Consider the following 13,658-nt stretch of genomic DNA (forward strand, 5'->3'; position numbering starts at 1 on the left):
AAGTTTCTGACAATGACTTTTTTAATAAATTATTTCATTTAAGAAATATAAATATAATACATAATATAAGAAATAAAAAAAATAATAATGGTGGATATAATCGTGGATTTTGAAATTAAATATAAAGATGCAATGGCAAGGGTAGGTAAATTTAAAACACCACATGGAACTGTAACCACTCCTGCTCTAATGCCTGTAGTTCATCCAGGTAAACAAACATTAGATGTTAAGAAGTTAGGTGCTCAGATAGTTATTACAAATTCATATATAATCTATAAAAATGAAGAACTTAAGAAAAAAGCATTAGAAGAAGGAGTTCATAGTCTAATAGATTTTCCTAATACAATAGAAACAGACTCTGGTTCATTTCAATTATCAGTATATGGTGATATAGATATTACAAATGAAGAAGTAATAAAATTCCAAGAAGCAATAAAAACAGACATAGGAACATCACTAGATATTCCAACAGCACCATATGTAAAAAGAGAAGAAGCAGAAAATGACCTTGAAATTACAATAGAACGTGCAAAGGAAGCAGCAAATGTAAAAAGTGATTTACTACTAAATAGTGTTGTTCAAGGTTCCACATTTCCAGATTTAAGAGAAAAATGTGCAAAGGAAATATCTAAGTATGATGCAGATATTTATCCAATAGGAGCAGTAGTACCATTAATGGAAATGTATAGATATGCAGATTTAGTTGATGCTGTAATGTATTCAATGAGAGGACTACCTGAAAACAAACCAAGACATCTTATGGGAGCAGGACATCCAATGGTATTTGCACTAGCAACAGCAATGGGTTGTGATTTATTTGATAGTGCAGCATATATTTTATATGCAAATAAAGATAGATTCATGATGCCTGATGGTACACTAAGATTAGAAGATCTTATAGAAATGCCATGTAGTTGTAGAGTATGTTGTGAATATACTGTAGATGAACTTAAACAAATGGACCAGAAAAAACGTGCAAAACTCATAGCAGAACATAACCTTCATATTAGCTTTGCAGAAATTAGAAGAATAAGACAGGCAATTGTTGATGGAGAATTAATGAAACTAGTAGAACTACGATGTAGATCACATCCATTTCTACTTGATGGCCTAAGAAGACTCATGGAATATAAAGAAGATATGGAAAGATTAAATCCTAGTAGTAAAAAATCAGCATTCTTCTACACAGGATATGAATCTCTTGCAAGAAGTGAAGTGCCTAAACACTTAAAACAATTAGAAAATATTAAGCCTAAGAATAAAAATCTAGTAATACTACCTCATACAAGAAAACCATACACTAAATATGTAAATAGGGAATATATTAAGAAATACACACCAAAAATACCAACATATTACTCCAATACAACAAATACTGATTATTCAAACAGTGATGTTGTAGTAGCAGATATTCCATTTGGAATAATACCATTAGGATTAGATGAATTCTATCCATTAGCACAAAATGAATCCCCTTCAATTCATGATTTGGATTCAAAAAGATTTATCAGAGATATTATTAACAACTACTCTAAAAAATATGATAATGTTTTAATTCATAGGAAAGTTATTGAAAAATTTGACATCACCAACTTTAATCTTATAGAAGATGAATTACAACTTCCTGAAGCTAAAATAAGTGATTTTAACCGTTTAAATGATATTGCTGATTACCAGTTTGGATGTGGTGCTGGAAATGCATTATTTGGTGGAGATGAAGATAAAATCACCATAGAAAAAAGTCGTAAAACTAAAAAAATACGACATGTATTTGAAGATAATGAAAATATAGTAAATATGAGGGCAAATGATGGATTTTTAATTCTATCAGATCTTGGAGCAAAAAGATTACATAAATTCCTAGAATATCCACATAATAGGGTAGTTGTATCAGAAGATTCTGAACCATTTGCATTAAAGGGAAAATCAGTATTTAATAAGTTTGTACTAGATTGTGATGAAAATATAAGACGTAATGATGAAGTGTTAATTGTAAATAAGGATGATAAATTATTAGCATTTGGTAAGGCATTACTCTCAAGTTATGAAATAAAAGACTTCAATACAGGTCAAGCTATTAAAACAAGAAAATGGAAAAAAGAAATAGAATAAAAAAAGGGAAGTAAATAACATGACAAAATCTGAATTAAAAGTTAAAAGAATTAAAAATGGAACAGTAATTGATCATATTACTGCTAACCGTTCATTAAATATTTTAAACATGCTTAAATTACCCGATGATGAAACAGCTATTATGGTTGCTATTAATGTTGAATCATCAGATATGGGACGTAAAGATATAATTAAAATTGAAGGAAGAGAATTATCACAAGATGAAGTTGATAAGTTAGTTCTTCTAGCACCTCAAGCAACACTCAATATTATTAGGGATTATCAAAATATTAGAAAATCCCACTTACATCTTATGGATGAAATTACTGATGTAGTCACATGTAGTAATCCAAATTGTATAACAAATTCCAATGAACCAATACAAAAGAGATTTGCTGTACAAAATAAGCAACCTATTACACTTAGATGTTATTATTGTGAAAGAACTATGGAATATGATGATATAGAATCACAATTTTAGAGTGATGTCATGTCAATAATACATAAAACAATAAGTATCAACACAAATAATGATATTGAATTAATAGATATTACAGAAGATATTCAAAGTATTCTTAGAAGTCATGAAATTCATAATGGAATAATTAACATATCCACTAAACATACAACTTCAGCCATTGTTATTAATGAAAATGAGAATGGTTTAAAAAAAGATTATATTAACTTTCTTAGAGAAATAGTTCCAAAAAAAGAATATTATCATGATTTAATAGATAATAATGCAAGAAGTCATCTGATGGCTCTGTTTACCACAGCTAATCAAACATTACCAATAATTGATAGTATGATTAATTTAGGTACATGGCAGAGTATATTTTTTGTTGAACTTGATGGTCCACGAAGAAATCGAGTTATTAACATAACAATAATGGGAGAATAAGTATTTTCATACTTATCCCACTTTTTTTTAAAAAATTAGATTAAATCAGTATATATACAAATTTTTAGATAAATTAAGTAGATTTTCATTTTCTTTACTAATATTTGTTTCAGTAATTTTTTTCTTAGATAATTTTTTCTGATGTCCATATTCCTGAGCAAAGGAAACACACATATATTCTACACCTTTAAAATTGAGTATAATTTCATTATCTGATATTTTATTAATTTCTTTAAATAATTCTTTTGCTATTTCACCAATAGATAATATTCTTGGAATAATATTAACTACTTCTAATTCTTTAACCATTTATTTAAGCTCCAAAATGTTTTTCTACTACCTTTAATTCTTTAGGAATATTAATTGATTGTGGACATGATTCTATACATTTTTTACAATTTACACAGTTATGTGCCTGTCTATCTTCGTGCATGTGAAATTTATATTGAATTGAATTAATAGTTTCATCTCCAAGTAAATCCATATTATACTCTCTAAAACATTTAGGAATATTAACGCCATGTGGACAAGGCATACAGTAGTTACAGGATGTACATTTAATATGATTTAAATTATCATATTCTTCTTTTACTTGTCTTAATATTTTCTTATCATCATCTGATAATATTCCAATTTCTGTCTTATCAACTAGTTTAATATTTTCTTTTACTTGTTCTAATGAAGACATACCACTTAAAACACAGTTAACTTCTTTTTTATCCCATAAATAGTTAAAAGCCCATTCAAGAGGGGTGTATGATTTTGAGGATTTTTTGAATATTTCTTGAACTGTTGAGGGTTGTTTTTGTGCTAATTTTCCACCACGTAATGGTTCCATTATAATTGTTCCCAAACCTAATTTATTTATTTTTTCAACACCTCTTAAGCCAGTATTATCAGTTTCATCAAGATAATTTAATTGTGTTAGTACACATTCCCATTTATCATAATCATCAAGTATTTGATTTAATAATTCATAAGATCCATGTGTTGAAAAACACACATGTTTTATTCTTCCATCACTTATAGCTCTATCAACAAATTCATACAATCCACCTTCTTTAATATTTTCATAGAATGAATCTTTTATTGAATGAACAAAAAATAAATCAATAGTATCTGTTTTTAAACGTTCTAATTGTTTATCAAGTGTTGTATCAAAGTATTCCCATGATTTTATTTCCCATGAAGGCATTTTTGTTGATATGTGAACTTTGTCATAAAATCCTCTAGAGAGTATATCTCCAAGAATTGTTTCACTAACTCCAGGTTTACTTCTATCTGTTGTATGGTATACCCATGCTGTGTCAAATATGTTTACACCATGATTTATAGCATATTCAATCATCATCTCTGTTTCGTTAATATCAACATGTTCTGGATTATTATCAATAGTTGGTAGTCTCATTGCACCAAAACCTAAAATTGATGATTTAATACCTGTTTTTCCTAAAGTTCTATATTTCATATAATTATATTTATTTTTCATGATTATAAAAAATTATTTATTTTTTTAGAAGAAATAGTACTTTTTTTTATTAGATTAAACTTTGTATTTAGATTTAAGAGTGTGCGACAATTATTGTTCTATTAATATTATTTATTATATATAATATACAAAAAAAACATCAAATATTTGATAATTATAAAACATAGTAACAAGAAAATCTTGTTGAAAAACATCAAAAACAGAATTATTACATGTTCTCTTTAATTTTAAAAAAAGGTATAAAAAAGGAATAATTGAATTTATTTTTAAAATCTATTCAACTTCACTAAATTCTACTTCAAATGCAATTACTGGATATTCAAGTTCAAAGTTAGTAAGAACTTCTGGATGAATTTCTCCAAAATATCCTTTAAATGTAAATGGTGTGTTTTTATTCAATGGTTTTGTAGTGAATTTAGCACAACGACCTTTAATAAATGCTGAATCATCATGGTCTTCTAATTCCATTTCAAATCCCATATTTGCTACAAATGATTCAACTATTGATTTTATTGTTGTGAAGTTTGCAACAGAAGAGATTTGTGCAGCAGCTAATTTTTTAACAGTAACCATTTTTGTTTCTGCATTTTCATTGATATATGCTACATCCCCAATTTCAAATATTTTCTGTGGAAGTTCTTCATGTTTATTATCTTCTAAAAATTCAAGAAGACTGTTTATTAATGATTTTCTAATCATTGTTCTATCTTGTGTTATTGGTTGAGCTACTGTTACACGATCTTCTTCGACTTCTTTTCTAAGTTTTGTATAATGTTGTGTTTCACTTGTAAGCATTAAACTTTTTATTTCAGTAAATGATAATCCTATCATTACTTGTTCAAGAATTTGGTCAAACTGTCTTTTTGAATCTGGATTTGCTACTGTTGCAAAGTCTGGTAGTTGTGCAGGTAATTCATTAAATCCATAACCTAGGGCTATGTTTTCAATAATATCTACCTCATGTAGTATATCAATTCTATATCTTGGTACTGTAACACGTACAGTCTCTTCATTAATTTTTGTTGCATTGAATCTTGTTTTTTCTAGTGTTTCAACTATTTTATCTGCAGTTAAATCAATACCTATATATTCCTGTGCAGTTTTTGTATGTACATCTATAATTTTAGGTTCAAAGTCAGGATATGTTTTATTATCATGATATGGATAGTTTACTTCTATTGTTTCAATGGTTGCTCCATTTTCTGAGAGGTTTGCTGCAATAATATTTAATGCATTTGTAACAGCATTAATATCTGTTCCTGTTACATCTATGAAGAGGTTTGTTGTTTTTGTTGTTAATTTTGTAAGTTCACTGTTTATTATTGGTGGCATAGACATTATATTTCCATTTCCATCAACAATTAATGGGTATTTATCAAATTCTTTGAGTAGTTTAGCGTATTTTTCTCCTTTTTCATGGTTTTCTAGAATTTCATTTAATGTTAGGTTTTCTCTAGATTCCAATGGTATAAATGATGTTTCATTAGGATTTCCTGCTTTATAATAAAATGGTCCTTCTACTTTATCAAGATCATGAATACCTATTGCTACTTTTTTCCTGTCCCTTCCAATTACCCAGTGTAGGTGTTCCTGGAATTCCATGATATTACGAAGTTGATTATCATCAATTTTAACATTTTTTATCATACAACATGCAACATATGGTCTTATATTTTCAAGTTCACTATCCACTGTTATTGTTGTGTCTGTTTTTTTAACATCATATTCAGGTATTCCTTTTTCTAGTTCAAGGTATCCTTTTAGTGAACGTACAATTCCTTCTACACTGTAGTAGTCTGGTCTATTTGGAAAAAATTCTGCTTTTACTTCCACATCATCATATGATTCAACATCACTTGATATCATTGGAAGTATGTTTATAAGTTCATCTTTTGGTAATTCTTCACCTAATTGTTCGAATAATTCTTCATATGTAAAATTGATTACAGGCATTTTATTATCATTCCTTTTTGTTTTTTCCTTGTTTTGTAAATAATATTTTGTTATATTAAAAAAAAGTTTTAATTAAAAAAATTTTTTAATTATTTTTTTATTATAGAGCTAGTACTATCATAAAGAATATTGATTCTATTGAAAAGTGTAGTGCTCTGTGTTGTAATGGAGTTAATTTTAAGTTATAGAAGTTATGATATAAATCAATTATTAAGTGTATTGTTGCTGCAAGTACTCCTATTGTTATTGATTGGAATACTAGTGATAATACTATTAAGTGGAATATTGCTTCTAAAACTTCATGAACTATCCATGCTACGAATGGTGATTGCACTATATTATATACAATTTCACCAAATATTATGTAAAAGTCTGATAGTGTATGCCATAATACTCCATGAATAATATCAGAACATGCTAGTACAATTGCTATATAAAACCATTCTATGTTCATTAGTTTCACCAAATAATATTTTTTTTTACTTACAAGAAATAAATATTATTCTTATATTTTATTTATATATTCAGTAATATATTATATTTGTTTAAATGGTACTTTTTTGTTATAATTAATTATATATAACATTGTGAATAATATATATAGAAAGTAATTCATAAATATATAATGAAAATAAGTAGATTATAAATAAATAAAATTATACTAAAATACTAACTTTAATTATATCTTTGGAGGTAAATAATATGAAACCACCATGTGAAATAGTAGTATGGTATGTAATACCATCAATACGTTCAAAACTTGCAAAAGAATTATTAAACCTTGGAATGAAACAAAAAGATATCTCAGAACTACTAGATATAACACAACCTGCAGTATCACAATATATTAGTGATAAAAGAGGGCATGAACTAGATTTTGATCCTGTTGTAGAACAATATATAAAAAATATGGCAAGAGACATAAAAAATGGGGAATTAGAACCAATAGATTTAATACCAAGATTCTGTCACATATGTAAAACAATAAAAACAAAGGAAATTCTCTGTCAAATACATAAAGAAAAGGTTAATATTCCACAATCATGTAGTGTGTGTATGGGAAGTGAATCATCAGATGGATGTGGATTCATATAGACATATACACTTTTTTTCTATTTTTACTTGTAGAAAATATATTTCTACAATAATTTTTAAAATTTAATTGTTGTAAAATCATATTTTTGAAATTTTTTGATACATAACTTTTTATAATACTTTTAAAATATAACAATTGTTAAAAAATATTAATATAAATAATATACAAACATATAATACATGAAAAATTATTTTAATATAGAAGAGATAGAAAAAATACTTACTAACAATGAACTTCTATCAGGAAACTTTGGATTAGAAAAGGAAGGTCTTAGAGTAACAAAAGATGGAAATCTATCCTTAACACCACATCCAGAAGTCTTTGGAGATAAACTTAAAAATCCATATATAACAACAGATTTCTCAGAAAGTCAGATAGAAATAGTAACACCATCATTCAATACATTAAATGAAGTATATCAATTTCTGTCATTTATAAGTGATTTAGTAAACATAAATATTCCAGATAATGAATATATATGGAATCAATCACTACCCTGTATCATACCAGATGACTCTAAAATACCCATAGCCAAATATTCAAAAGAAGGTAAGGATGCATATGAATATAGAAAAAATCTATCAAAAAAATATGGAAGAAAACTACAGTTAATATCAGGAATTCATTATAACTTCTCATTTGATGAAAAAGTCATAGAAAAATTATATAAAAATATATCCCATGATCTTTCATATAAAAACTTTAAAAATCAGCTCTATCTTAAAATAGTAAGAAACTACCTTCGATATAAATGGCTAATAATATATCTAACAGGAACATCTATTGCATGTCATGAAACATTTATAGAAAAATGTTACAATCTAATGAATAAAAAAGATAACTATGATAGTTATTATGGTACTAAGGCTGTATCATATAGAAATGCATCATGTGGATATAAAAATAAAACACCCCTCTATCCTAGATACACATCAGTAGATGAGTTTATAAGAGATGTTAAAGATTTTATTAATAAAGGTTTATTATCTGAATCAAAGGAATTATACACCCAGATACGTTTAAAACCACATGATAGAAATAACTTTTTAAAATCATTAAAAGAGGATGGAATTCAATATATTGAAATAAGGACTATTGATATAAATCCATTTGATAAATGTGGAATATCTATGGAGGATATGGAATTTATACACATATTCCTACTGTACTTGTTACTTAAAGAAGAATCCACTTATGATAAATGGCAGGAAGAAAGTTTAATAAACGAGGAAAACACTGCAGAAAATGCATTTAATACTAATTTAAAACTATTAAATGATGGGTGTGAAGTATCACTAAAGAATTGGGCTTTTAATATAATTAATGAAATTAAACAAATAAACACTAGACTAGATTTAGGTAAGGATGAAATTATACATACTATGCAAGAGAGAATAGAAAATCCTAAAAAAACACATGCATATAAATTAAGAAATATTATTAAAAACAAGGGATATATTAACAGTCAACTATCAATTGCCAAAAACAATAAACAAACAAGTGAAGATATTTTTAACATGGAACATATTATGAAAAATGAGAAACTCCTCAAATATTATAATGATGCCATAGAAAAAGTGTAAACTTCCATCTTAAATCCTCTTAGATTTAGATATAAAACTTAATAAAATAGGATATTAACTAAAAAGATGTAAAAAGGAGATTAAATTAAATCTATTTCATCCCATTTAACATCATTATCTTCTGTTAAGTATTCTTCATCACAATGAACCTTTTCTACTTTTCCAATAAATAATTCATGACTTCCAGGTTGTATTGAATCAACAACACTACATTCAATATTTACTGGACAATCTGTAAGTATTGGTGCATCAATTATATCTGCATCAGTTGTGTTAATGGATGCTAATTTATCTTCATCACGTCCAGATACAGTTCCAAGGTACATGTATTTCTCACTAAATTCCTTTGTAGGTATATTTACAACGAATTTTCCAGTATCCTTTACCATATCATATGAAAATCTTGAAGGTATAATTCCAATCATTACCATTACAGGATCGATACTTGCTACACTTGCAACTCCAACTGCTAATGCATTATCATGTCCATCTTTACGGCATGATACAATAGTGTTTGGCATGGGTTTTATTCTTGCTTTTGTTTTATCTGCTTCTTTTTTCATTTGATTATCTCCAATATTATAATAAATCTATTTTTTCCCAATTAACAGATTTCTCTTTTGTTAGATATTTATCATCACAATGAACCTTCTCAACCTTTCCAATGAATAAATCATGACTTCCAGGACTATACACATCTATAAGACTACATTCATAGTTTATAGGACAATCTGTAAGTATTGGTGCATTAATTACATCTGCATCAGTTGTATTGATTGATGTTAATTTATCTTCATCATATCCTGAAACACTTCCCAAGTAGTCAAATTCTCTTTTAAAGTCTTTTGTTGGTAGATTTACAACGAAGTTTTTAGTTTCTTTAATAATCTCATGTGAATATCTTGAAGGTCTTATTGCTACCATTATCATAAGAGGATCTGTTGCAATATTTGAAATAAATCCTATTGCCAATGCATTATCATGTCCATCTTTACTTCTACATGATATAATTGCATTAGGCATTGGTCTTATCCAATTTGAATCATCTACATCAATTTTCATCTATTCATCTCCAATTTTCTTTCTTTCAAATATTTATTTTGGGTTTTTTTTGAGTAGTTATTTAATGATTATAATTTAGATTATATTAAATTTATTGTATGTTTGATTGTAATTAATATCAATATATAGTGATACATATTTTTTTCATTAAAAAAAATAATTTCATAAAAATATGTGAATTAATAAGGCTAACTACATATTATTAAAAAATAATATATTATATATAATAAAAAAATAGGAGCATTAAATCTATGAAAGTGGTCATACTTGCTGGAGGCTTTGGAACTAGAATTTCTGAAGAATCCTATTTAAAACCTAAACCAATGATTGAAATAGGGGAAAAACCAATTTTATGGCATATAATGAAAATATATTCCTACTATGGATATAATGAATTTATAATATGTCTTGGATATAAATCCCACATGATTAAAGAATTTTTCGCAGATTACTATCTTCACACATCTGATGTAACATTTGACTTATCAAAAAATGAAATGGAAGTACATAACAATTATTCAGAACCATGGAAAGTTACTTTAGTAGATACAGGTCTTAACACTATGACTGGTGGACGTATTAAAAGAATTAAAGATTATTTGCCAGATGATGAACCATTCATGTTAACATATGGTGATGGGGTGTCTGATGTTAATTTAAATAAATTATACAATTTCCATAAGAAAAATAAAAAACTTGCAACAATAACAGCAGTGAATCTTGCAGGACGATTTGGTGTACTAAAAATAGATGAAACTGAAACAATAAATAAATTCTCAGAAAAAACAAAAGAAGATGGTGGATGGATTAATGGTGGATTCATGATACTTGAAAAAGAAGCTATTGATTATATTACAGATGATACAACAGTTTTTGAAAAGGATCCACTTGAAAACTTAGCAACAAATGGTCAGTTAATGGCATATAAGCATCATGGATTCTGGAAATGTATGGATACAAAAAGAGATCATGATGCTTTAGAAAAATTATGGCAAGAAGATAATGCACCATGGTATTTATGGAAATAAAGTGTATAGTTGATAAATTATGGATAAATTCTTTAAAAATAAAAATATTTTACTAACAGGACATACAGGCTTTAAGGGTTCATGGTTAACAAGTATATTAGTTAAATATGGTGCTAATGTAACAGGATACTCATTAAATCCACCATCTAATCCTAATTTATACGAATTATTAGATTTAGATAATGATATAAATTCAGTTATAGGTGATATAAGGGATTTAAACATGTTAAAAACCATATTTTATGATACTAATCCTTCCATTGTAATTCATATGGCAGCACAACCAATTGTAAGAGAAAGCTATAAAAATCCATTATATACCTACCAAACAAATGTAATGGGTACTGTAAATATATGTGAATGTATTAGAGAATCAAATGTTAAATCATTTCTAAATGTAACAACAGATAAAGTATATGAAAATACTGGAAAAAATGAGGGATACTCAGAATATGAAAAACTTGATGGATATGATCCATATTCAAATAGTAAATCATGCTCTGAAATAATAACACATTCTTATAATAATTCATTCTTTAAAGAAAAAAACATCAATACTTCAACAGCAAGAGCAGGAAATGTTATTGGTGGTGGAGACTTTGCAAAGGATAGAATAGTACCAGACTGTGTAAGAGCATGTATTAATAATGAAGATATTATTATAAGAAATCCAAATTCAATTAGACCTTATCAACATGTTTTAGAACCATTGTACATGTACTTAACAATAATAAAAAAACAATATGAAAATAGTGAATATGCAGGTTACTACAATGTTGGACCAGATGATGAAGACTGTATTACAACAAAAACTTTAGTGGATATATTTTGTAGCCACTACAATAAAATCACAAACAACAACATAAAATGGATAAATAAGAGTGATAATGGTCCACATGAGGCAACCTTCTTAAAACTTAACAACCAGAAAATAAAGGATGTCTTTGGTTGGAGGCCAACATGGAATATTAAAGAAGCTATTGAAAAAACAGTTGAATGGACAAATGCCTATATTAACAATGAAGATATGAAAGAATACACCAGTAATCAAATAGATGAATATCAAAGGAGGAATCATTATATTTAAAAATAAGACAGAGAAAGAAGCAAGAGAAGAAATATTACAGTTAGTAAGGGAATATGCTGATAAATATCATAAACCTGTAGAGTATCATAGGGGAGATAAGATTTCATATGCTTCTAGAGTATATGGCTGTGAAGAAATGGTGAATTTAGTGGATAGCTCCCTTGAATTCTGGTTAACATCAGGAAGATATACTGATTCTTTTGAAAAAAAATTAGCTAAATATCTTAATATCAAGTATTGTTCATTTGTAAATTCAGGATCATCTGCTAATTTACTAGCTTTTATGGCATTAACATCCCCACTTCTTGAAGATAGACAAATACTTCCTGGAGATGAAGTAATAACAGTAGCAGCAGGATTTCCAACAACTGTTGCTCCAATAATACAGTATGGTGCAGTACCAGTATTTATTGATGTTACAATTCCACAGTATAATATAGATGTTAATCAACTAGAAGATGCCTTATCTGATAAAACAAAAGCTTTAATAATAGCCCATACTCTTGGTAATCCATTTAATCTAGAATACATAACTAAGTTTTGTAAAGAACATGATTTATGGTTAATAGAAGATAATTGTGATGCATTGGGAAGTAAATATGTAATTGATAATGAAGAAAAATTCACTGGAACAATAGGTGATATAGGTACAAGTAGTTTTTATCCACCACATCATATGACAACAGGGGAAGGTGGAGCAGTATATACTAATAATCCTCTACTTAACAGAATCATACGTTCACTACGTGATTGGGGTAGAGATTGTCAGTGTAGTTCTGGAGAAGATAATTTTTGTGGTAATAGATTTACACAAAAATATGGTAAATTACCTGTAGGCTATGATCATAAATATGTTTACTCCCATTTTGGATATAATTTAAAGGCAACAGATATGCAAGCAGCAGTAGGTTGTGCACAGATAGATAAATTCCCATCTTTTGTTGAAAAAAGAAAGAAAAACTTCAACAGAATAAAAGATGGACTACAGGGTCTTGAAGATAAATTAATACTACCTGAAGCAGAACCAAATAGTGATCCTTCATGGTTTGGTTTTTTAATTACAACAAAAGAAAATAATAGAAATAGAATAGTACAGTATTTAGAAGATAATAATATTCAAACAAGAATGTTATTTGCAGGAAATATTATTAAACATCCATGTTTTGATCAAATAAGAGATAGTAATAAGTACAGAGTAGTTGGAGACTTAGAAAATACTGATAAAATTATGAATAATACATTTTGGATAGGTGTATATCCTGGTATGACTAATGAAAAAATTGATTATATGATTGAAAAAATAAGAGAAGCTGTTGAATAATAAATTCATAAATTTAAGTGATTGTC

At 27.4% G+C, this 13,658-nt stretch carries 14 protein-coding genes; 8 read left to right on the forward strand and 6 right to left on the reverse strand.

Annotation, left to right across the window (positions count from 1 at the left end; translation table 11 throughout):
• Nucleotides 1-87 precede the first annotated feature (87 nt).
• From tgtA to BZ132_RS02555, 3 genes are read left to right on the forward strand one after another with little or no spacing between them, the layout of a single operon-like run.
• A complete protein-coding gene (tgtA, locus tag BZ132_RS02545) occupies nucleotides 88-2,112 on the forward strand; it encodes a tRNA guanosine(15) transglycosylase TgtA (RefSeq protein ID WP_011406119.1) in 2,025 nt (674 codons plus the stop codon).
• 19 nt (nucleotides 2,113-2,131) lie between these two features.
• On the forward strand, nucleotides 2,132-2,593 hold the full coding sequence (gene pyrI, locus BZ132_RS02550) for an aspartate carbamoyltransferase regulatory subunit (protein ID WP_011406120.1): 462 nt from the start codon (nucleotides 2,132-2,134) through the stop codon (nucleotides 2,591-2,593).
• Nucleotides 2,594-2,602: 9 nt separating this feature from the next.
• On the forward strand, nucleotides 2,603-3,013 hold the full coding sequence (locus BZ132_RS02555; protein WP_011406121.1) for a secondary thiamine-phosphate synthase enzyme YjbQ: 411 nt from the start codon (nucleotides 2,603-2,605) through the stop codon (nucleotides 3,011-3,013).
• Nucleotides 3,014-3,058: 45 nt separating this feature from the next.
• On the opposite strand, the gene BZ132_RS02560 is transcribed toward BZ132_RS02555, so the two are convergent.
• The 4 genes from BZ132_RS02560 to BZ132_RS02575 form a co-directional block, all read right to left on the reverse strand.
• Nucleotides 3,059-3,322 carry a hypothetical protein gene (locus BZ132_RS02560; protein ID WP_011406122.1) on the reverse strand — a complete coding sequence of 88 codons (264 nt, stop codon included), beginning with the start codon at nucleotides 3,320-3,322 and terminating at the stop codon, nucleotides 3,059-3,061.
• 4 nt (nucleotides 3,323-3,326) lie between these two features.
• Complete coding sequence (locus BZ132_RS02565) at nucleotides 3,327-4,481, reverse strand: aldo/keto reductase (RefSeq protein ID WP_011406123.1); 1,155 nt, start codon at nucleotides 4,479-4,481, stop codon at nucleotides 3,327-3,329.
• Between the two features lie 294 nt (nucleotides 4,482-4,775).
• Entirely contained in the window at nucleotides 4,776-6,455 is a 1,680-nt protein-coding gene (gene pheT, locus BZ132_RS02570; protein ID WP_011406124.1) for a phenylalanine--tRNA ligase subunit beta, read from the reverse strand.
• A 100-nt stretch (nucleotides 6,456-6,555) separates the two neighbouring features.
• A complete protein-coding gene (locus tag BZ132_RS02575) occupies nucleotides 6,556-6,909 on the reverse strand; it encodes a hypothetical protein (protein WP_011406125.1) in 354 nt (117 codons plus the stop codon).
• A gap of 248 nt (nucleotides 6,910-7,157) precedes the next feature.
• Here BZ132_RS02575 and BZ132_RS02580 point away from each other — a divergent pair, with 248 nt between their 5' ends.
• On the forward strand, nucleotides 7,158-7,550 hold the full coding sequence (locus BZ132_RS02580) for a transcriptional regulator (protein WP_048059705.1): 393 nt from the start codon (nucleotides 7,158-7,160) through the stop codon (nucleotides 7,548-7,550).
• 180 nt (nucleotides 7,551-7,730) lie between these two features.
• Entirely contained in the window at nucleotides 7,731-9,134 is a 1,404-nt protein-coding gene (gene gshAB, locus BZ132_RS02585) for a bifunctional glutamate--cysteine ligase GshA/glutathione synthetase GshB (protein ID WP_286940398.1), read from the forward strand.
• An 80-nt stretch (nucleotides 9,135-9,214) separates the two neighbouring features.
• Here the strand turns inward: gshAB and BZ132_RS02590 are convergent, their stop codons facing one another.
• Complete coding sequence (locus tag BZ132_RS02590) at nucleotides 9,215-9,697, reverse strand: flavin reductase family protein (protein ID WP_011406128.1); 483 nt, start codon at nucleotides 9,695-9,697, stop codon at nucleotides 9,215-9,217.
• 16 nt (nucleotides 9,698-9,713) lie between these two features.
• Nucleotides 9,714-10,196 (reverse strand): flavin reductase family protein, encoded by a 483-nt coding sequence (locus tag BZ132_RS02595; protein ID WP_011406129.1) that lies wholly within the window; start codon nucleotides 10,194-10,196, stop codon nucleotides 9,714-9,716.
• A 251-nt stretch (nucleotides 10,197-10,447) separates the two neighbouring features.
• Here BZ132_RS02595 and rfbF point away from each other — a divergent pair, with 251 nt between their 5' ends.
• Genes rfbF through rfbH form a run of 3 tightly spaced genes read left to right on the forward strand, consistent with a single transcriptional unit; the run spans nucleotide 10,448 to nucleotide 13,632 of the window.
• Complete coding sequence (gene rfbF / locus BZ132_RS02600; RefSeq protein WP_011406130.1) at nucleotides 10,448-11,224, forward strand: glucose-1-phosphate cytidylyltransferase; 777 nt, start codon at nucleotides 10,448-10,450, stop codon at nucleotides 11,222-11,224.
• Between the two features lie 19 nt (nucleotides 11,225-11,243).
• Nucleotides 11,244-12,311 (forward strand): CDP-glucose 4,6-dehydratase, encoded by a 1,068-nt coding sequence (rfbG, locus tag BZ132_RS02605; RefSeq protein ID WP_011406131.1) that lies wholly within the window; start codon nucleotides 11,244-11,246, stop codon nucleotides 12,309-12,311.
• A complete protein-coding gene (gene rfbH / locus BZ132_RS02610; RefSeq protein WP_286940400.1) occupies nucleotides 12,280-13,632 on the forward strand; it encodes a lipopolysaccharide biosynthesis protein RfbH in 1,353 nt (450 codons plus the stop codon). Before rfbG ends, rfbH begins: the two co-directional genes overlap by 32 nt.
• Nucleotides 13,633-13,658 lie beyond the last annotated feature (26 nt).

The organism is Methanosphaera sp. DEW79 (genome assembly GCF_003266085.1).
GTDB classification, from domain to species: Archaea; Methanobacteriota; Methanobacteria; order Methanobacteriales; family Methanobacteriaceae; genus Methanosphaera; species Methanosphaera stadtmanae.

Bases quoted from the DNA above. Each gene is read 5' to 3' on its own strand.
- tgtA (WP_011406119.1), top strand. From the start codon at position 88: ATGGTGGATATAATCGTGGATTTTGAAATTAAATATAAAGATGCAATG.
- pyrI (WP_011406120.1), top strand. From the start codon at position 2,132: ATGACAAAATCTGAATTAAAAGTTAAAAGAATTAAAAATGGAACAGTA.
- BZ132_RS02555 (WP_011406121.1), top strand. From the start codon at position 2,603: ATGTCAATAATACATAAAACAATAAGTATCAACACAAATAATGATATT.
- BZ132_RS02560 (WP_011406122.1), bottom strand. From the start codon at position 3,322: ATGGTTAAAGAATTAGAAGTAGTTAATATTATTCCAAGAATATTATCT.
- BZ132_RS02565 (WP_011406123.1), bottom strand. From the start codon at position 4,481: ATGAAATATAGAACTTTAGGAAAAACAGGTATTAAATCATCAATTTTA.
- pheT (WP_011406124.1), bottom strand. From the start codon at position 6,455: ATGCCTGTAATCAATTTTACATATGAAGAATTATTCGAACAATTAGGT.
- BZ132_RS02575 (WP_011406125.1), bottom strand. From the start codon at position 6,909: ATGAACATAGAATGGTTTTATATAGCAATTGTACTAGCATGTTCTGAT.
- BZ132_RS02580 (WP_048059705.1), top strand. From the start codon at position 7,158: ATGAAACCACCATGTGAAATAGTAGTATGGTATGTAATACCATCAATA.
- gshAB (WP_286940398.1), top strand. From the start codon at position 7,731: ATGAAAAATTATTTTAATATAGAAGAGATAGAAAAAATACTTACTAAC.
- BZ132_RS02590 (WP_011406128.1), bottom strand. From the start codon at position 9,697: ATGAAAAAAGAAGCAGATAAAACAAAAGCAAGAATAAAACCCATGCCA.
- BZ132_RS02595 (WP_011406129.1), bottom strand. From the start codon at position 10,196: ATGAAAATTGATGTAGATGATTCAAATTGGATAAGACCAATGCCTAAT.
- rfbF (WP_011406130.1), top strand. From the start codon at position 10,448: ATGAAAGTGGTCATACTTGCTGGAGGCTTTGGAACTAGAATTTCTGAA.
- rfbG (WP_011406131.1), top strand. From the start codon at position 11,244: ATGGATAAATTCTTTAAAAATAAAAATATTTTACTAACAGGACATACA.
- rfbH (WP_286940400.1), top strand. From the start codon at position 12,280: ATGAATATCAAAGGAGGAATCATTATATTTAAAAATAAGACAGAGAAA.